Source organism: Kaistella sp. (assembly GCF_041824135.1).
Classification (GTDB): domain Bacteria; phylum Bacteroidota; class Bacteroidia; order Flavobacteriales; family Weeksellaceae; genus Kaistella.
Genome location: NZ_JBGZYM010000008.1, coordinates 1 through 18,474, shown reverse-complemented (window position 1 = coordinate 18,474; position 18,474 = coordinate 1). Strand labels below are relative to the sequence as shown.

Sequence of the window (18,474 nt, the reverse complement as noted above, 5' to 3'; positions counted from 1 at the left end):
TCTGCAAATATTGAAAGTTTTACAGTTTCTTTTTTAAGTTAAAAGTTTTTAAATAATTATCTTTGTGAGATAAAGCAAATACATGATTTTATCAATGACCGGCTTCGGAAGAGGCGAAGGAGTTTTCGAAGGAAAAAAATTGACCATCGATATCAAATCTCTAAACAGCAAATCTTTTGACCTCAACATCAAAATTCCCTTAAGATATAAAGAAAAAGAATTCGAAATTCGCAAACTATTGAATGACAGAGTTCTGCGCGGAAAAGTAGATTGCTATGTGAATGTTGAATCACTTAACAATGCGAGTGATGTCAATATTAATCACGACCTGGTTCAAGCGTATATGCAGGAACTCAAGAAAGTCGCAGGTGATGGTCCCGATTTCGAATACCTGAAAATGGCGATCAGAATGCCAGAAGTGATTTCGATCAAAAGCGACGTGCTCAATGAGAATGAATGGATCTTCTTAATAGAACTCCTTGAAGAAACTTTAACCAAATTTGAGAATTTCCGACGTACGGAAGGAGAAATTCTACAACAGGAACTCAGCCGAAACATTAGAAAAATCGAATCTTATCTTAGTCAGGTTGAACCTTACGAAGAAATTAGAATGGATGGCGTAAAAGAGCGCTACCGCAAATCGCTGAATGAATTTGATCAGATCGATGAAACCCGTTTCTATCAGGAAATGGCTTATTATACAGAGAAATTAGATATCGCTGAAGAAAAAGTACGACTGACCCAACATCTAAAATATTATTTGGAAGTTATGGTTGATGAAAACTTTAATGGAAAAAAACTAGGCTTCATCTCCCAGGAAATCGGACGTGAAATTAACACTTTAGGTTCTAAAGCCAATCATGCCGAAATTCAGAAACTGGTAGTCATGATGAAAGACGATCTGGAAAAAATAAAAGAACAAACGTTAAATGTTTTGTAGACTAAAAGAAAATAGACGGATAGATAATAGACCGTGAAAAATGAATTTTCGTAATGAAATAATCTTCGTAAAGGTTTGTCTTTCATCTATCCGTCTATCATCTATCCATCTCTCACAAATTTAAAAATCAATGAATAAAGTCATCATATTCTCAGCGCCGTCCGGAAGCGGAAAAACAACGCTGGTTAAACATTGTCTGGAGCATTTTCCGGAGTTGGAATTTTCGATTTCGTGCACGACCAGAAATGCGCGCGGCGAGGAGAAAAATGGAATCGATTATCATTTCGTCAATCCGGAACAATTTCGTCAAAGGATCGCTGAAGAAGCTTTCGTGGAGTTTGAAGAAGTATATACCGATAAATATTACGGTACTTTAAAATCAGAAGTCGAAAGAATTTGGGCCAGCGGAAAAGTGGTCATTTTTGACGTGGATGTGCAGGGCGGAATTTCACTCAAAAAATATTTTGGTGATAAAGCCTTATCGATTTTCATTATGCCACCATCTGTGGCTGCGTTGGAATTAAGACTCATCGCGAGAGGAACGGATGATCTGGAAACCATTCACACCAGAGTTGCAAAAGCGACGGAAGAAATTTCCTTTAAAAACGAATTTGATGAAATTGTCGTCAACGACCAACTGGAAGTGGCTAAAGTCGATATCAATCATTTAATTAACCAATTTCTGAAATCATGAGAATAGCCATTATCGGTTGCGGCTGGGTTGGAGAGCGACTAGCGAAATTTTTGACTGGTAGAAATTACCATGTGATCGCAACCACCACGTCACCAGAAAAAATAGTTCCGTTACAAAAAGTAGCGACCGAAGTTCACTTGCTAGACTTTAATTCGACCATCGATTTTGGCTTTTTGGCGTCTGTTGATGTAGCGATCTTCAGCATGCCGATTGCAAGAAATGCTTGGCATGAAGGTTTTCACAAACTAGATCAGGAATTTCCAAAAACCTTGTTATTAAGTTCTACGGGAGTCTATCCGAAGGAAAATAAAGTGTTCACCGAAGAAGACACCGACGACTTAAGAGCTGATATTATCGCTTCCGAAAATCTAATCAGACAGAAATATCCACAAACCAATATTTTACGTTTTGGTGGATTGATGGGCGACGAACGAGCTTTGCAAAATATGTTTAAAAACAGAACGCCAGAAAATCCTGGAAAACTGACCAATTACATTCATTACGAAGATATTCTGCCGATTGTAGACCTGTTCATCAAGTCAGAAATAAAAGCGGAAACTTATAATATCGTCGCACCCGAACATCCTTCTATCGCAGAAGTTCTCCACTTAGACAGCGAAAATACGTGTGAGCAGAAAGGAAGAATCATTTCTTCAGAAAAGTTGATTCAAGATTTTAATTATACCTTTATACATCCGAATCCTAAAGATTTTTAATCCATGAGCACAGAAAATTTAGATAAAGCAAAGTCAAACCTTCCGGTAAGAGGTTTTTTAAAAATAGACGACCTCATCATTCCACAAGGTGAAGATCTGGTACAAGCCATCCTTGATTTAAAGAAAGAAAAAAATGCCGTTATTCTTGCGCATTATTATCAACCGCCAGCGATTCAGGATATCGCCGATTACTTGGGAGATTCCTTACAATTAGCGCGGGCTGCAAAAGATACCGATGCTGACATGATCGCTTTTTGTGGCGTTCATTTTATGGCCGAAGCAGCGAAGATCCTCAACCCAACCAAGAAAGTCGTTCTACCTGATACTCAAGCTGGTTGTTCGTTGGCAGACGGTTGTAGCGGCGAAGGTTTGCGTGCCATGCGTGCCAAATATCCAGGTGCTTTGATCGCAACCTACATCAACTGTAACGCTGAAACCAAAGCAGAATCAGACATCATCGTGACGAGTTCTAATGCGGAAACCATTATTCGGTCTTTGCCAGAAGACCGACCGATTATTTTCGCCCCTGACAAAAACCTCGGAGCTTATCTGATGAAGAAAACCGGACGCGACATGATTCTCTGGGACGGAACCTGTATTGTTCATGAAGCCTTTTCTATGGAAAGAATTGCTCAACAATTAGCAGCTAATCCTCAGGCAAAATTAATCGCACATCCCGAAAGTGAAGCTGCAGTTTTAGATCTATCTCATTTCGTAGGCTCTACTTCTGCCCTCTTAAATTTTGTTGAAAAAGATGATGCTCAGGAATTTATTGTAGCGACTGAAGAAGGAATTCTACACGAAATGCAAAAGCGTGCGCCCCATAAAAAGCTAATACCTGCTTTGGTTTTTGACGAAGCCTGTAACTGCTCTGAATGTTTTTACATGAAAAGGAATACGCTGGAAAAATTGTATCTCTGCATGAAATACGAACTGCCGGAAATCACTATGGACGAAGAATTACGATTAAAAGCTTTGAAACCAATTGAAGCCATGTTGGCTCTGTCCACGACGATTAAGTAATTTGGTGATGTGCTAATTTGTTGATGTGCTAATTTGGGCAATCTTTTTGCCAACGCTCAACCCTTTCAGCCTATAAAAAGCTGAAAGGGTTTTTCAAAATAAAAAAAGCCGGGCTATCCGTTGCAATTCCTCATCTCGTCTTTAAAGACGACACTGCGGGATTTCCACTTCCATCCCTATTCCGAAGGAAACGTACAAATCAGCACATCATCACGTCACCAAATCAACACATCAATCATCACATCGCAAAAATTCTTATCTTCGTCTCAATGAAATATTTATCATCTTTACTTTTATTCTTCAGTGCGTTTTTCTTTGCGCAGGATATTCGCAGCGTACAGTTATTCAACCCGCAAACCAACGACGAAACGCCGGTGATCGGTTTCAATGAACAGCTGATCTTACGTTTTGATGATCTATCAAATTCGAGTACGATTTACCGTTATACCCTAAAACATTTCGATCGCAACTGGAATGACGACGGATTATTTTTCACCGAATACGCCAATGGAAGTTTGAACGGACTGATCGATCAGTTACAGTATTCATTTAATACTTCGCAGGCGTACACCAATTACACTTTGACGTTCCCAAACGATAAAATTCAGCCTAAGATCTCAGGCAATTTTGAATTGGTTGTTTATCAGGATTCTCCAAGTAAACCGCTTTTCACCAAAAGGTTTTCTGTCGTAGAAGATGGAGCAATACTAGGTTTGAATATTTCCCGAACTTCAGATGCGAAAAATCCGCAGATCAATCAGCGGGTAGAAGTTCAGGCCGTGGGAAGCGGTTCAGCAATGAATTCAAATTTAAATTCGTTGACTTTAAATGTGATCCAAAATAACAACTGGGATTTGGGAGTTTATAATCAAAAGCAAAGCTCTTCCCTGGGAAATAAAATTCTTTTTCAACAAATGAATTTGGTTTTTCCGGGAAATAATGAGTTCTACTATTTTGATAATAAAAATATGAATCAGCCTTTCGATATGGTTGCTCAGGCGGAAAATATTGATGGTATAAATTATACTTATCTCCATTCGGTGTGGGCTTTCCCGCTGAATTATCAGTTTCAACCTGATGTGAACGGTGCTTTTTATTTCCGTAGAAATGATTTAGGAATTGAAAGAAATGCAGAACGCGAAGCCGATTACTCCTGGGTTTATTTTGCCTTGGATTCAGAAAAGACCAATAAAGAAATTTATGTAGTTGGTGGTTTCAATGATTTTAAAGCCAACAAGGAAAATCAAATGTTCTACGATGAAACTTTAAAAAAGTACATCGCAAAAATTTATTTAAAACAGGGATTCTACAATTATATTTTAGCCACGAAAAATCCAGACGGCACTTTAAATTTGGGTGAAATCAACGGTAATTTCTGGCAGACCGAAAACCTCTATCAGGCATTTTTATATTACCAACCTTTTGGTAGAAGCTATGATGGTTTGTTGGGATATGGTGAGTTTAGAACACCAGTGAGATAGAATCTAGATTGATCCTAATTTATCAGGGTTTTGAGAAGTATGAAAAATTGCAGAAACAAAAATAGTTGCTATTTCTTTTTCATATAAGTAGTGAATTGTAAATGGGAACTTCTTAATAACCGCTACTCTAATTTCTCTGTATTTACATTCTGAAGCTAGAGGATTTTTGCTTATAAAATTAAGACTTGTTCTTACAGACTTGGAAAAATCTTTACCCAAACCTTTTTTTCGCTTTTCATAAAACTTTACGGAATCTTTAAATTCTAACAAAGTTTCAGGACTGAGAATTACTTTCATTCAAATTCCTTTTCAATTTCTTTGAAAAAATCTTCAATACCAATTGCAGAATCAGGATTTTGACGATATTCCGCTACACGCTCTGCAACTATTGATTTCTGCCATTCCGGAATTTCAAGATCAATTTCCTCTTCAGACAGACCATCAATATAACCCCAAACTCTTTCTAAAAAATTTTCAGGAAGGGTTTTCAGTTTTTCGGTAAGTTGTTCAACAGTTACATTCATAGCATCAAAGTTAAGAAAAACAATTTATAAAAAAAGACCTTCAAGAAATGTTGAAGGCCCATATATTTTAAACCAAATAAAACTCGTGCAACTTCTCTTCGCACAAAGTTTTCACCACGTCGATCCAGCGGTCTTCATCATTCAGACAGGGAATATAATTGTAAACTTCGCCGCCACCATGCATGAACTGCTCTTTACCTTCAACGGAGATCTCCTCTAAGGTTTCTAGACAGTCAGATACAAATGCCGGACAAACAATTGCCAGATTTTTAATCCCTTTTTTACCTAAGTTTTCCAAAGTTTCATCGGTATAAGGTTCCATCCATTTGTCGTTTCCTAATCTAGATTGGAAAGTAACCATCACTTTTTCTTTGGGCAGATTCAATTTCTTGATCACCTGTTCGGTTACTTTAAAACACTGATGTCTGTAGCAAAACTGGTGACTCGGATTCTCGTCGCGGGAACAGCAGTCATTCAGATTACAGGTATTGGTAGGATCGGTTTTATAGATATGTCTTTCCGGAACACCATGATAAGAAAACTGCAAAGCATCGAAGGTCTCCGGTAATTTCTCGCGGATGCTTTCTGCCAGACAGTCGATATAAATCTCACGATTATAAAACGGCTGAACGTAATTGATTTTAATATCAGGGAAATGTTTCTTACGAACCTCTTCCGCTTTTTCAATCACCGTTTCCGTCGTGCTCATCGCATATTGCGGATACAATGGGAAAAGAACGATTTCCGTCACTCCTTGATCCGTCAATTTTCGTATTCCAGTTTCGATGCTCGGTTCAGCGTATCGCATGCCAATCTCTACGGGAACATCTACGATTTTTTGGAGTTTCTTTTTAATCCTTTCCGTAATGAAAATTAAAGGCGAACCTTCATCTGTCCAAACGGTTTTGTACGCTTCTGCTGATTTTTTCGGACGCGTATTTAAAATAATTCCCTGCACGAGCAATGATCTGAAAAACCATCGATAATCGATCACCTTTTCATCCATTAAAAACTCATCCAGATATTCTCTAACATCTTCTGTTTTTGTTGATCTTGGCGATCCAAGATTTACTAATAAAATTCCTTTCATGTTTATAAGTAATTGGTAATGAATAACGAGGAATAAAATATTAATTATTACTCATTACTTATTTCTCCTATTTTTATCCGTTAACTGCTTCTACGTTTTCTACCAAATCAGGTAAAAATTGTTTTAATATATTTTCAATTCCACCTTTCAAAGTTGCTGTGGAGCTTGGACAACCTGAACACGCACCTTGCAATAACATTTTTGCGGTTTTTGTTTCAGCATCGTATTCCATCAAAGAAATTTTCCCACCGTCACCTTCTACAGCTGGAGCAACATATTCATTCAAAATATCGGAGATCTTCTGTTCGTCTGCATTATATTCTCTATTCATGATTCCAGAAGCTGGGCTTTCGTGTTTCTGCGGAGTAACGTTAGAAATTGCTCCTCCATTTTGAAGATAGTCAGAGACAAATGCTCTTACGGTCACCATCACTTCATGCCATTCTACCGATACGTTTTTGGTAACAGCAACGAAATTATCAGAAATAAATACTTCTTTAGCAAAATCAAATTCCTCAAAAATGGCTTTAGCCAAAGGAACCGCATTAGCTTCTTCACGTGATTTCACTTCGATAAAACCATCCATTAATGCTTTGCTCGACACGAACTTCATCACCATTGGATTTGGAGTCATTTCGGCGTAAATCATATAATCCTCTTTTTGCTTCTGAAGATAAAGACGGGGATTCGCGTCTAATTCTGTGGCAATAATTCCTTTTAATGGTTCAACTACATTTTCCCAATCAACGCCATCCTGTTTTGCTACAGCAATAAAATTTGCAGTAACAAAAACTCTTTCTACGAATGGATATTTGAAAAGTTCCTGGGCTAAGGGGATTTCTGAAATATCAGAATTTCGATCGAGTTCCAGAGAACCGGGAATTAAGTTGTAATCCGCTACAAACTTCATCACTTTAGGGTTTTCTGTGGGCTCTATGATAATATGTCTCATTTAATTTTCTTAAATTTGAGTACAAAAATACGGATAACAATTTAGATTACCTTATTGATGTTTTAGACCTTGTCAATGAGTTTAATCAATAAAAACAGCACGATTTTAAAAAGGAAAAATTAGACATTCACATGGATTGATGGTCAGCATTTATTTCCACACTTTTAAAATCTTAAAAAAAATAATATGGCTTTAGTAAAAGAACTTTTAGGTAAAACTCCACAAATTGGAGCAGACACTTTTTTAGCAGAAACCGCCACCATTATTGGTGATGTCACGATGGGAACAGAATGCAGTATTTGGTACAATGCCGTGATTCGTGGCGATGTTCACTATATCAAAATGGGAGACAAAGTAAATGTGCAGGATAATGCGATGTTACATTGCACGTATGAAAAATTCCCACTCATCATTGGTGATAATGTTTCCATCGGACATAACGCAATCGTTCATGGTTGCACGATTCAGGATAACGTTCTAATTGGAATGGGTGCCATCGTGATGGATGACTGTTTAGTTGAAAGCAACTCTATTGTAGGCGCTGGTTCTGTGGTTGTACAAGGAACGCACATTAAACCAGGCGAAGTTTGGGCCGGAACGCCAGCTCGTAAAATTAAAGATATTTCTACCGAATTACTGGAAGGTGAAGTCAACCGAATTGCCAATAATTACGTGAAATATTCAGGCTGGTATAAGGAATAGAAAGTCATGCTGGATGATTTCATATTCTCCTCTATATTGTTTTTAATTTTTATTGGGCTTCCGATTGGATTTCTTTTTTTACTTTATCACATCGGGAAAAAGTTAGAAAGTACAAGAACAGGAATTATTCTAAGTGCTTCCGTCGGATTGGTATTTCTTCTGTGCTTTTTATACTTAAGGTTTGAAGATCAGTTTTTCTCAAAGTCCAATGCGCGCGATTTGTTAGCAGAAAATAAAATTGAATTAAAAGACGACTTCGAAATTGTCGACCATAAAACCGATTGGGGAATCGGTGATTTTCATCAACGCTTAGAGTTGAAAATCTCTAAGGAAGATCAGTTGAGATTATCGAAGAACTTTAAAGAGAAATCTGACAGTATCAATACCATCTTACAAAAATATCCCAATGCATTTAGAGAATATCGTGAAAACACGGAAGGATACTTTAAAGAAAATTCGAAACACTCCTCAATAGAGGAAGATTATATTTTTATTTCTAAAACAGAAAATAAGTTAATTTACGAATTGGTCCAGGAATAAATCAGATCACTTTTTATTCAACTTCCTCTTTCTCCAAACGATCTCCAATCAAAACTGCTTTTCCGTTTTCACACGTGATTTCTGCGGGTGGAAGAACGATGGCGCAATCCGACATCATTCCATATTTGGTATTGAAGGTACTTTGCATCGAAGTAAATTGTGTTACTTTCGGTAGAATTTCATCTTCTAACTGAATAGGATAAGCGATGTAAGAACTTGGTCCGCCACAGGCTTTTGCACCAATTGCTGTAAATTTCCAATTGGCTACATCGGTACACGGCTCGGCACTGATTAAAGAATCAATTTCCTGGATAAGACTCCTCATACGAAGTTGATCATCCTCCTGAGTGAAATTATTATCAGGTTTTAACGCGATATCTTTTGGTAAAGTTTCTTCCTCAACGATTGCCTTTTTTGAGGAACACGCGGAGAATGTCAAAACTGAAATTGCGATCATTAATAAGTGCTTCATCTTCATAATTTATGATTACAAAAGTAGCATCTTTTTTCTAAAATAGGAAGTGTCATATTCTATTGGAAATCTGACCATTTTCAAAGCAATCGATTTTCAAAACGAATTGGAACTACTGAGCTGAATTAGTAAAATTTAAAATAATTTCAGCCTTAATTTCTAAAGTCTGATTTTCTTTTTCGGCAGAATCGATCACTTTAAAAATCGATGCTAAAGTTTCTTGAAGCTGCACCATTCTGGATAGTGCCTTTTCATCGCCTTTCCCAAAACGTTCCTGAGAACTGAAATTCTTCAGACGGTGAAAACGAATTTTACTTTTGAAAACGCTAAGCAGCAATTCGCGGGACTCTTTGGGTGAAAACTCACTTCGATCAAGGTAAAAATATCTTGTTTTTCCATGTAATAAAAATTTTGATCATTGCAAGTGGTCTCATTTGAAACCAAATTTAAAGTTGAAAGTGTGGTCAATGAATTTTTAAAAATAAAGTCCAATACAAGATCGGACTTTATTCATAATCAATTATTTAACCTTTTTTTGAAACTAATTTTTACTGACCCTGACCTAAAGAGTACGCCTTCTTTCCATCGAATTCATATAAATTTTCGGTTTTTACGACATCTATTTTAGCATCCAACGCTTTAGCCAACAAGTTGATGATGTTATTTTTGTATAAAATATTTCCATTTTTAGGCTGAAAACGGCATCTCCAATGGTCGGTACAAAACGTTTAAGAAAATCCATCTGGCCAGACTTTAATTCCACGGTTGGTGATCATGGTCAATTGTTTATTTTCGGTATTAATGCTTTGGAGCTTTTCCGCCAGTTCATTCGGGTCGGTTCCTTTCCAATCCACAAATAGATCCACCCCAACCAATCTTTTATCCATCGCACGTTTTTTCACATATTTGGGTAATTGCAGCACCGCATCTTTTACCAGGTTCATCGGTTTTAGAATCGTAGGATTTTGTCCTAAATTCTGGATAATCGCCTCTGCGAATTCTTTCGTTCCTACTTTTTCTTTACTGACTCCTTCTTTGAAAATGTCATACGTATGAATGCCGTCTTCAATTGTTTTTAGCCAGGCATTCTGCACTTTTTCCGCAACGTCCGCCTGTCCGATATGATTGAGCATCATCACGGCGCCTTGTAACAAACCCGATGGATTGGCCATATTTTGTCCAGCTCTTCTCGGTGCCGAACCATGAATTGCTTCGAACATCGCACATTCTTCTCCAATATTTGCAGAACCTGCGAGACCAACAGAGCCCGCGATCTGAGCGGCAATATCGGAAATCACATCTCCATAAAGATTTAAAGTTACGATCACATCAAAAATTTCTGGCGTGTCGGCCATTTTCGCCGCACCGATATCGATGATCCAATGTTCGTTTTCAATCTCTGGATATTCTAAAGCGATCTCGTCAAAAACCTGATGGAACAAACCATCGGTCTGTTTCATAATATTATCCTTGGTGAAACAGGTTACTTTCGTTCTGCCATAAACCTTCGCATATTCAAAAGCGTACCGCACGATTTTCTCACAAACAGGACGACTGATCAATTTTAAGCATTGTACCACTTCATTTGTTTGTTGATGCTCGATTCCGCCGTACAGATCTTCTTCGTTTTCACGGATGATCACGATGTCCATATTTTGATGTTTGGTTTCCACAAAAGGATGCAAACTCATACAAGGTCTTACATTAGAATATAAACCCAAAAATTTTCGCGTGGTGACATTCAAACTTTTATAACCGCCACCCTGTGGAGTAGTAATTGGCGCTTTCAGGAAAACTTTATTTTTTCTGATCGTATCCCATGATCTTGCTGCAATTCCATTGGTGTTTCCCGCTAAATACACTTTTTCACCTACTGGAATTTCATCGATTTCAATTTGCGCACCTGCTGCCATAATCACTTTCAAAGTCGCCTCCATAATTTCCGGGCCAATACCGTCTCCTTTTGCTACTGTAATTCTTGTCATTTTATTTTTTTTGATGAGGCAAATTTGCAGCATCTTACTCATATATTTTTATTTATATTTATAATACTATGTATAAATACTTTTTATGAATTATACTTTAAACCAACTTCGAATCTTTCTGAAAGTCGTACAAACCGAAAGCGTAACGAAAGCTTCAGAAGAACTTTATCTTACCCAGCCCGCAGTTTCCATTCAGCTTAAAAATTTTCAGAATCAGTTTGATATTCCTTTGACAGAAGTGGTTGGAAGAAAGATCTACATCACCGATTTTGGAAGAGAAATTGCCGAAGCTGCAGAAAACATCATCAATCAGGTTCACGCCATTAATTACAAAACTTTAGCTTACAAAGGACAACTTACGGGGAAATTAAAAATCTCTGTAGTCTCCACCGGGAAATATGTAATGCCTTATTTCCTCTCTCAATTTATGAAAGAAAATGCGGGTGTAGAATTAAATATGGACGTCACCAATAAATATAAGGTATTGGAAAGTCTGGAAAATAACAGCGTTGATTTTGCGCTTGTTTCTATTTTACCAACGACTCAAAATATTGAAAAACTGGATCTGCTGCAAAACAAATTATACCTGGTTGGAAACGAGAAAGTAACTCTTAAAAAAGAAAATTCAACGAAAGAAATTTTTGAAAATCTGCCGCTTATTTTTCGAGAAAAAGGATCCGGAACGCGTCAGACCATGGAAAAATTCTTTTCAGAAAATAATATTTCCGTTCTTAAAAGAATGGAACTCTCCTCTAATGAAGCGGTAAAACAAGCATTGCTGGCTGGGTTGGGTTACTCTATCATGCCAATAATCGGTATTAAAAATGAACTTCAAAACAAAGAATTAGAAATTATTCCAATCAAGGAATTACCGATCACCACTACCTGGAGTTTAATTTGGTTAAAAGGTAAAAAACAGACGCTGGTTTCCGCAGCCTACTTAGAATTTCTGCAAAAAGAAATCACCAATATTGTGCAATCAAAATTTATGTGGTCTGAGCTCTATTAAATATCGATACTTTCAAAAATCATTTTTAATAATTGTCCGTTAAGAAATAATCTATTCGCCCATTCAGCCCAATTTTCTTAAATTTGACCAATGGACGAATCTCTCTTTAATTTAGCCGAACATACCAACCGCAGTATTTTTTTAACCGGAAAAGCCGGGACCGGAAAAACCACTTTTCTCAATGAGTTTGTAAAAAAAACTCAGAAGAAACACATCGTGGTGGCTCCCACAGGAATTGCGGCAATTAATGCAGGTGGAGTTACGATTCACTCCATGTTCGGACTTCCATTGAGAACCTTTATTCCAACTACAGACCGCATCGACAGTAATTTAGGAAACAACATTTCCGACTTGATGCAGCATTTTAAATACCGAAAGGACAAACTCAAATTATTACGGGAAATTGAAATTATCATTATCGACGAAGTTTCCATGCTTCGTGCTGATGTTTTGGATATGATGGATTTTTCTCTTCGTTTCGTTCGACGAAATCAGCAGAAATTTGGCGGTGTTCAAATGTTATTTATCGGCGATCTCTACCAACTTCCACCGGTCGTTCGGGATGAACATTTTTTAGGACAATATTATAAATCTCCTTTTTTCTTTGAGAGTTATGCTTTGAAGGAAATACCTTTAATTACCCTCGAACTGACCACTGTTTATCGTCAGACCGATGAAAAATTTTTAGATATATTGAATGACATCAGAGATGGCGCCGTAGGTGATGTTGATTTTGAAACCTTAAACGAAAGATATATTCCGGACTTCGAACCGACGGGTGAACCTTATGTTTATCTGACTTCTCACAACAGAATGGCGGACGAGATCAATCAGAAAAAACTGAAAGAATTAAAAGGAAAACCTTATTTATACTCCGCTGATATTATTGGAAATTTCAATGAAAATCAATATCCAAACGAGGAAGAACTGCAGTTAAAAGTTGGCGCACAAGTCATGTTCATTCGGAATGATGCGAGCAGCGACAAGAGATATTTCAATGGTAAACTGGCGGAAGTCATGAGTTTGGATGACAAAGAAATCACCGTGCTGATCGATGGAGACGACGAGGTCTTTAAAATTAAAAAAGAAACCTGGGAACAGAAACGATATGGTTTAGATTCCGATAAAAATATTACGGAAGATGTTTTAGGGAGTTTTCAACAATATCCAGTTCGGTTGGCTTGGGCTGTAACCATTCATAAATCTCAAGGCCTAACTTTCGATCGTCTGATTATTGATGCCGGAAAATCTTTTGCATCCGGACAGGTTTATGTGGCGCTTTCACGATGCCGGACCTTAGAGGGAATTATTTTAAAATCGAAGATTACGCCGAATGTTATTTTTGCTGATCGACGGGTTTCTAAATTTCAAGATGAAACCAACGCCAACGAGAAAGTAGAAGAGATTCTTCAAACCGAAAAATACGATTACAGCATTAAGAAAGTCGTCAGTAGACTCGATTGTTTGTGGTTTAAATATTCACTTGAAAAATGGCATAATTCTACCAAAACCAGCAAAGCACTGGACAAGAATAAAGCTCAGCATTTGTATCAACATATTAAACCGAAGATTGAAAATTTCGGGAATGTGTATCAGAAATTTGAAAAAGTGATGCTGCAAAAAACCCATAAATTCATCCATGGAAATGAAGAATGGGCAGAAATTGAAACCAAGGCAAAAGGAGCGGTCAATTTCTTTTTCACCAAAGTGAATATCGAAGTTTTTCAACCTTTACTGGATTTTTATTCCGAGAACAAAGGAACCAAAGGACTGAAAGAATACAACGAAGATTTTCGTGTATTTTTGGATGATTTAGAAGATTATCTAAATGATTTAAAGAAAGTTCACTTGCTGGAAGTTCCACTTTTTAATACTGAAAATAATATTTCAATTTCCACGAAAGTAGCCAAAATCCCTTCTCACATTTTAAGTTTCCAATTGTTTGAAGAAGGAAAAACAATTCCGGAGATTGCGAAAGAACGGGGTTTGGTTACCGAAACAATTTTCGGACATCTTGCTAAATTCGCCGAGCAAGGATTATTGGATATAACCCGAATCTTTGACAAACAAAAAATCAAAACCTTCGAAAAGGAGTTTAAAAATAATTCCCACGAAACTTTAAATGATTGGAAGAAAGCGCTTCCAAATGATTTTGAATTTAATGAAATTCGCTTGTTGATGAATTATTTTACACATAAAAAATCGAAGTAAAAATGTCTTGCACCACAAAAGCACAAAAGCTTGATTGTGATTAAAGTGAAAATAAGCTTTCTAGAAGTTCCTAAAATTTTAAGTTTCTACGGGTAATTTTACCATTAAGAATGATAAAGAAATTAAGAGTATTAAAATTTCCTTCTTAAGTTAAAACTTCATAAATTCACTTTAGAATGAAAAATTAACCTTTCCTACTCGTGAACGAATACTTGAATACTTGAATACTTGAATACTTGAAAATAAAAAAGTCAGAAAAGAATAAATTAACAGCATTCTTTTCTGACTTTTCTACATTTTGACCCATCTTATTTTACCTTTTGATCACAATCTTTTTCATTGGCTCTGGTGGTTTTCTATTCTGGTACTTTTTTATCCAGTTATAAAAGACTAAAAATCCAAAAACAAAAATGGAGAATCGAGATAATAAATCGCCGGTTCTTGTATAGAAAGTTTGATCCTCGTACAAATTTACTTTTGCGTAAAGCGTTGTTTTATCACCGTAAAAGGTATCGGCTACAATATCTCCTCGCGCGTCGATGTGAGCAGAAATTCCACTATTGGCAGACCTTGCAATTTCACGTCGGGTCTCGATCGCCCGCATTCTTGCATAAGCCAAAAGTTGTTTGTGACCTTGCGTAACGCCCCACCAGGAATCGTTGGTCATAATTCCTAAAAAATTGGCACCTTCTTTTACATAATCGGTTACGAATTCGCCATAAATACTTTCATAACAAATGATCGGAGCCATTTTTCCTTTATTAAAAGGATTGCTGAAAACCTTTCTTTCATCATCAATCCCGAGGGACGCAGTTGTTCCACCGAGATTCAACATGGCTTCACCTAAAAGCGGTTTTAAGACGCTGATGTACGGGAAAATCTCTACACCAGGAACCAATTTTCCTTTGTGATACACTTCTACTTTTTGATTCGGAATAATTTGAACGGCAGAATTATAACTGTCCACATACATTCCTTGCGAAGTTTTATACGCTGTTTTTGATTTCTCTTTTTCATTCGGATAGAACCGATGAGAGGAAATTCCAGTAGCAAATATAGACTTCGGATGTTTGGTTAAAAATTCTTTCGTTTTATTTAAAAGCTCACTTTGCTCAAAGCCAGTTTCAGAGATCGATCCAAAGCCCGGAAGCGAAGTTTCAGGCCCGAGATAATAATCGATTGGTCCAGTTGAATTTTCTTCTGCCAGAGTTAAAAGATCATTTAAAATGGTCAGACTGTCTTTCGAATATTTTTCGGTGTATGGATTCAATTCCGGTTGAAGCATTAAAACGTTGACGGTTCCCGTTGGTTTCAAATCGAAATTTTGATATTTGACTACAGAAATTAACATTGGCAAAGCGATTCCTGCAAGGAGAACTGAACTGTTGATGATTAAAGATTTCTGCTTTCTGCCGGCCTCCCAGATTCTTAAAGTGTAGAAAGCAAAAACATTGACCAATAGAATCCAGAAACTTCCGCCTGTCGCGCCCAGCGTATCATACCATTGAATAAACTGAGGATAATCTGCAAACACATTTCCTAAATTCAACCACGGCCAGGTTAACTCCCAACTCAAATGTAGTTTTTCCCAAACCATCCAAATCGAAACAAAGAAAACTAACCCGAAGTACGTTCCCTGCGCATTTTTATACCAGTGGTAACATTGAAAAATAAAGGCATAAAACAGAGAATTAAATAAAACAGGAACTACGACCGCAAACAAAGAATGCGTTCCATCTGGATTTTTCGCACCATACAGCCAACCTGTCGTAACGATGTTCCAAATGACAAAACAAAGATAAGTCAAGCCGAAAATCGCCAAACCTTTTCTTTTGATCTTTGAGAAATTTGAAATGTCGTGTTCGATGATCAATAAAGGAACAAGGGCGAAAAATATAAAAAACGGGATTCCGTAAGTGGGCCAGGAAATACTTAGCAAAACCGCTGAGAGTAAGGAAAGAATAATATATTTCATAGGTTTTTTAAAACGTAATTAATGTTCAAAGGTACTATTTTGCTTCTGAGATTAATTCTAAAACTAATTTTCGATCTCCACGCTAACGCCACGCATTTCGCCTGTCATCGGTGGACTGGTTTTGGTAATTCTGATTTTAACAAAAGTAACTTGCGTAAACTTCATTTTGATGTTTTTCAAAATTCTACCTGCAACATGTTCCATCAACTTGGAAGGAATTTTCATTTCAGTGTGAATAATTTCATTGATTTCCGCGTAGTTGATGGTGTCATTTAAATCATCAGTTCCTACGGCTTTCCAAAGATCAGCGTGGACTTCTACATTCAAAAGGTAGTACGTTCCGATAAGCGTTTCTTCGGGAAGAGCGCCGTGATAAGCGTAGATCTTAAGATCTTCTATAATTATTTTTGAAGTCATAATTTTTGTAATAAAAGAAATTACTTTAGTTTAACGCAAAGGCGCAAAGGTTTTTGACAAAAATACTGCATCAATTACGGACGCAAGGCCGTTTCACTCAGCAAAGGGATTATTAAAATTTTGAAAAGATCGAAATAGTTTTTTGGCCATCTTAAATACTCTTAATACCATAATGTATAAAATAAATTTTGGCTAAAGCCAATTGATTTACTTTTCCTACAAAACGGGCTAAAGCCCGTTCCTATTGATGATTCGATTTCTAATCTGCCTTTTTCGATATTCAAATGATCAATAGTTTTTATACTGATAATTCTAACTCTTAATCTCTTATCAAATTAGCACCTCATCGAATGATCAGATCGTACCCCGCAATAGGGATGGAAGTGAAAATCCTTTTTTTGGGTCGGAAAAAGAAGAAAAAAAAGATTGCAACGGACAGCCCGGCTTTTTTCGTTTTGGAAAACCCTTTCAGCCTTTAGAAGGCTGAAAGGGTTTAGCGTTGGCAAAAAAGATTGCCCAAAACATTCATTATCTTACTTGCTTCTTCTACCTTTTGACTAGGCTCTTTCTACAATTCTACCATTTCTGTAACTTCCACATCATAACCACCTACCAATGGTTTTTGGTTCACATTCTGCGAAATCACCCGGAATTTATTGATGCCCAAATTCTTTAAAATCTGCGTTCCAATTCCATAATCGTGGAAGTTTGAAGCCAAGGTTGGCCGTTTTGCCTGACCATCCTGGAAATCCAAAAACTGCTGCAATTTGCGCATTGTGTTTTCAGAATTAGAAACATTATTGATGAAAATAATCGCTCCTTTTCCTTCCTCATTGATCATGGAAGTTACTTTTTCAAGCAAAGGTTTTTCACCCGCAGTCAGTCTGCTCAATACATCGAAATAAGAATTTGAGGCCTGAACTCTCACCAATATCGGTTCATTTTCCGCCCATTTTCCTTTTGTTAAAGCAAAGTGAATTTGGTCTGTGCTTGTTTCTTTGAAAGCAAAAAAATCGAATTCACCGTAATGAGTTTTTACTTTTCTTTCTTCCAAACGCTCGATCAAATCGCCTTTTCTTAATTGGTACTGAATTAAATCTTCAATAGAAACCAATTTCAAATCGTGCTTTTTTGCCAACAAATACAACTCTGGCAATCTCGCCATCGAACCGTCATCATTCATAATTTCGCAAATCACACCACCTTCTTGCAAGCCAGCTAATTTGGTTAAATCAATCGCAGCTTCGGTATGTCCGGCTCTTTTTAAAACGCCACCTTTCTTTGCCCTCAATGGGAAAATATGTCCCGGACGCATAAAGTCTGCTGGTTTCGTGTTCGAATCCATCAAAGCCAAAATGGTTTTACTACGGTCGCTCGCTGAAATTCCGGTAGAAACTCCTTCGCCCAGCAAATCGACTGAAACCGTAAAAGCAGTCTCTTTCGGATCGCTGCTGCGCGTTACCATAATATCAAGTCCAAGTTCGTCACAACGTTTTTCTGGAAGCGGTGTGCAAATTAAACCCCGTCCGTGAATGGTCATAAAATTGATGATTTCCGGCGTAGTTAATTCGGCCGCAGAAAGAAAATCTCCCTCATTTTCCCGGTTTTCATCATCAACTACGATGATTATTTTTCCGTTTTTTAGATCCTCAATCGCTTCAGGAATCGTATTAAGTTGAATATCTGACATTTTACTTTTAGATTTTTGCAAAGGTACTGAGATTTAGAGGAACAGACAATTCT

At 37.1% G+C, this 18,474-nt stretch carries 18 protein-coding genes and 1 pseudogene; 9 read left to right on the top strand and 10 right to left on the bottom strand.

Annotated features, from left to right (window positions below; genetic code table 11):
- Nucleotides 1–82: 82 nt before the first annotated feature.
- From ACEYOS_RS00665 to ACEYOS_RS00645, 5 genes are all read left to right on the top strand, one after another.
- Complete coding sequence (locus ACEYOS_RS00665) at nucleotides 83–940, top strand: YicC family protein (protein WP_373708278.1); 858 nt, start codon at nucleotides 83–85, stop codon at nucleotides 938–940.
- A 130-nt stretch (nucleotides 941–1,070) separates the two neighbouring features.
- Nucleotides 1,071–1,634 carry a guanylate kinase gene (gene gmk, locus ACEYOS_RS00660; protein WP_373708279.1) on the top strand — a complete coding sequence of 188 codons (564 nt, stop codon included), beginning with the start codon at nucleotides 1,071–1,073 and terminating at the stop codon, nucleotides 1,632–1,634.
- Complete coding sequence (locus ACEYOS_RS00655) at nucleotides 1,631–2,350, top strand: hypothetical protein (RefSeq protein ID WP_373708280.1); 720 nt, start codon at nucleotides 1,631–1,633, stop codon at nucleotides 2,348–2,350. The genes gmk and ACEYOS_RS00655 overlap by 4 nt, the downstream gene beginning before the upstream one ends.
- 3 nt (nucleotides 2,351–2,353) lie before the next feature.
- Nucleotides 2,354–3,373: a quinolinate synthase NadA gene (gene nadA / locus ACEYOS_RS00650; RefSeq protein WP_373708281.1), complete on the top strand. Its 1,020-nt coding sequence runs from the start codon at nucleotides 2,354–2,356 to the stop codon at nucleotides 3,371–3,373.
- Between the two features lie 269 nt (nucleotides 3,374–3,642).
- On the top strand, nucleotides 3,643–4,854 hold the full coding sequence (locus tag ACEYOS_RS00645) for a type IX secretion system plug protein domain-containing protein (protein WP_373708282.1): 1,212 nt from the start codon (nucleotides 3,643–3,645) through the stop codon (nucleotides 4,852–4,854).
- Between the two features lie 3 nt (nucleotides 4,855–4,857).
- Here the strand turns inward: ACEYOS_RS00645 and ACEYOS_RS00640 are convergent, their stop codons facing one another.
- The 4 genes from ACEYOS_RS00640 to ACEYOS_RS00625 form a co-directional block, all read right to left on the bottom strand.
- Nucleotides 4,858–5,151, bottom strand: coding sequence for a type II toxin-antitoxin system RelE/ParE family toxin (locus ACEYOS_RS00640; protein WP_373708283.1), 294 nt, complete (start codon nucleotides 5,149–5,151; stop codon nucleotides 4,858–4,860).
- A complete protein-coding gene (locus ACEYOS_RS00635) occupies nucleotides 5,148–5,378 on the bottom strand; it encodes an addiction module protein (protein WP_373708284.1) in 231 nt (76 codons plus the stop codon). Before ACEYOS_RS00635 ends, ACEYOS_RS00640 begins: the two co-directional genes overlap by 4 nt.
- A gap of 67 nt (nucleotides 5,379–5,445) precedes the next feature.
- A complete protein-coding gene (gene hemH, locus ACEYOS_RS00630; RefSeq protein ID WP_373708320.1) occupies nucleotides 5,446–6,474 on the bottom strand; it encodes a ferrochelatase in 1,029 nt (342 codons plus the stop codon).
- Nucleotides 6,475–6,541: 67 nt separating this feature from the next.
- Nucleotides 6,542–7,420, bottom strand: coding sequence for a NifU family protein (locus ACEYOS_RS00625; RefSeq protein WP_373739211.1), 879 nt, complete (start codon nucleotides 7,418–7,420; stop codon nucleotides 6,542–6,544).
- 186 nt (nucleotides 7,421–7,606) lie between these two features.
- On the opposite strand from ACEYOS_RS00625, the gene ACEYOS_RS00620 reads away from it, so the two are divergent.
- Nucleotides 7,607–8,122, top strand: coding sequence for a gamma carbonic anhydrase family protein (locus ACEYOS_RS00620; protein ID WP_373708286.1), 516 nt, complete (start codon nucleotides 7,607–7,609; stop codon nucleotides 8,120–8,122).
- A 6-nt stretch (nucleotides 8,123–8,128) separates the two neighbouring features.
- The gene (locus tag ACEYOS_RS00615) at nucleotides 8,129–8,662 is read left to right on the top strand and encodes a hypothetical protein (RefSeq protein ID WP_373708287.1); all 534 of its coding nucleotides are present in this window, start codon (nucleotides 8,129–8,131) and stop codon (nucleotides 8,660–8,662) included.
- A gap of 13 nt (nucleotides 8,663–8,675) precedes the next feature.
- On the opposite strand, the gene ACEYOS_RS00610 is transcribed toward ACEYOS_RS00615, so the two are convergent.
- The 3 genes and pseudogenes from ACEYOS_RS00610 to ACEYOS_RS00600 all read right to left on the bottom strand — a co-directional run bounded on the left by ACEYOS_RS00610 (nucleotide 8,676) and on the right by ACEYOS_RS00600 (nucleotide 11,071).
- Nucleotides 8,676–9,134: a hypothetical protein gene (locus tag ACEYOS_RS00610; protein WP_373708288.1), complete on the bottom strand. Its 459-nt coding sequence runs from the start codon at nucleotides 9,132–9,134 to the stop codon at nucleotides 8,676–8,678.
- Nucleotides 9,135–9,246: 112 nt separating this feature from the next.
- The gene (locus ACEYOS_RS00605; RefSeq protein WP_373708289.1) at nucleotides 9,247–9,471 is read right to left on the bottom strand and encodes a hypothetical protein; all 225 of its coding nucleotides are present in this window, start codon (nucleotides 9,469–9,471) and stop codon (nucleotides 9,247–9,249) included.
- Nucleotides 9,472–9,682: 211 nt separating this feature from the next.
- Nucleotides 9,683–11,071: pseudogene (locus tag ACEYOS_RS00600) on the bottom strand (NADP-dependent isocitrate dehydrogenase).
- Nucleotides 11,072–11,204: 133 nt separating this feature from the next.
- On the opposite strand from ACEYOS_RS00600, the gene ACEYOS_RS00595 reads away from it, so the two are divergent.
- The gene (locus tag ACEYOS_RS00595) at nucleotides 11,205–12,128 is read left to right on the top strand and encodes a LysR family transcriptional regulator (RefSeq protein WP_373708290.1); all 924 of its coding nucleotides are present in this window, start codon (nucleotides 11,205–11,207) and stop codon (nucleotides 12,126–12,128) included.
- Nucleotides 12,129–12,218: 90 nt separating this feature from the next.
- Complete coding sequence (locus tag ACEYOS_RS00590) at nucleotides 12,219–14,339, top strand: helix-turn-helix domain-containing protein (RefSeq protein ID WP_373708291.1); 2,121 nt, start codon at nucleotides 12,219–12,221, stop codon at nucleotides 14,337–14,339.
- Nucleotides 14,340–14,652: 313 nt separating this feature from the next.
- On the opposite strand, the gene lnt is transcribed toward ACEYOS_RS00590, so the two are convergent.
- The 3 genes from lnt to ribB form a co-directional block, all read right to left on the bottom strand.
- The gene (lnt, locus tag ACEYOS_RS00585) at nucleotides 14,653–16,314 is read right to left on the bottom strand and encodes an apolipoprotein N-acyltransferase (protein ID WP_373708292.1); all 1,662 of its coding nucleotides are present in this window, start codon (nucleotides 16,312–16,314) and stop codon (nucleotides 14,653–14,655) included.
- Nucleotides 16,315–16,377: 63 nt separating this feature from the next.
- Nucleotides 16,378–16,731, bottom strand: a complete 354-nt coding sequence (gene folB, locus ACEYOS_RS00580; protein ID WP_373708293.1) for a dihydroneopterin aldolase — start codon at nucleotides 16,729–16,731, stop codon at nucleotides 16,378–16,380.
- Nucleotides 16,732–17,299: 568 nt separating this feature from the next.
- Nucleotides 17,300–18,421: a 3,4-dihydroxy-2-butanone-4-phosphate synthase gene (gene ribB / locus ACEYOS_RS00575; protein WP_373708294.1), complete on the bottom strand. Its 1,122-nt coding sequence runs from the start codon at nucleotides 18,419–18,421 to the stop codon at nucleotides 17,300–17,302.
- Between the last annotated feature and the right edge of the window lie 53 nt (nucleotides 18,422–18,474).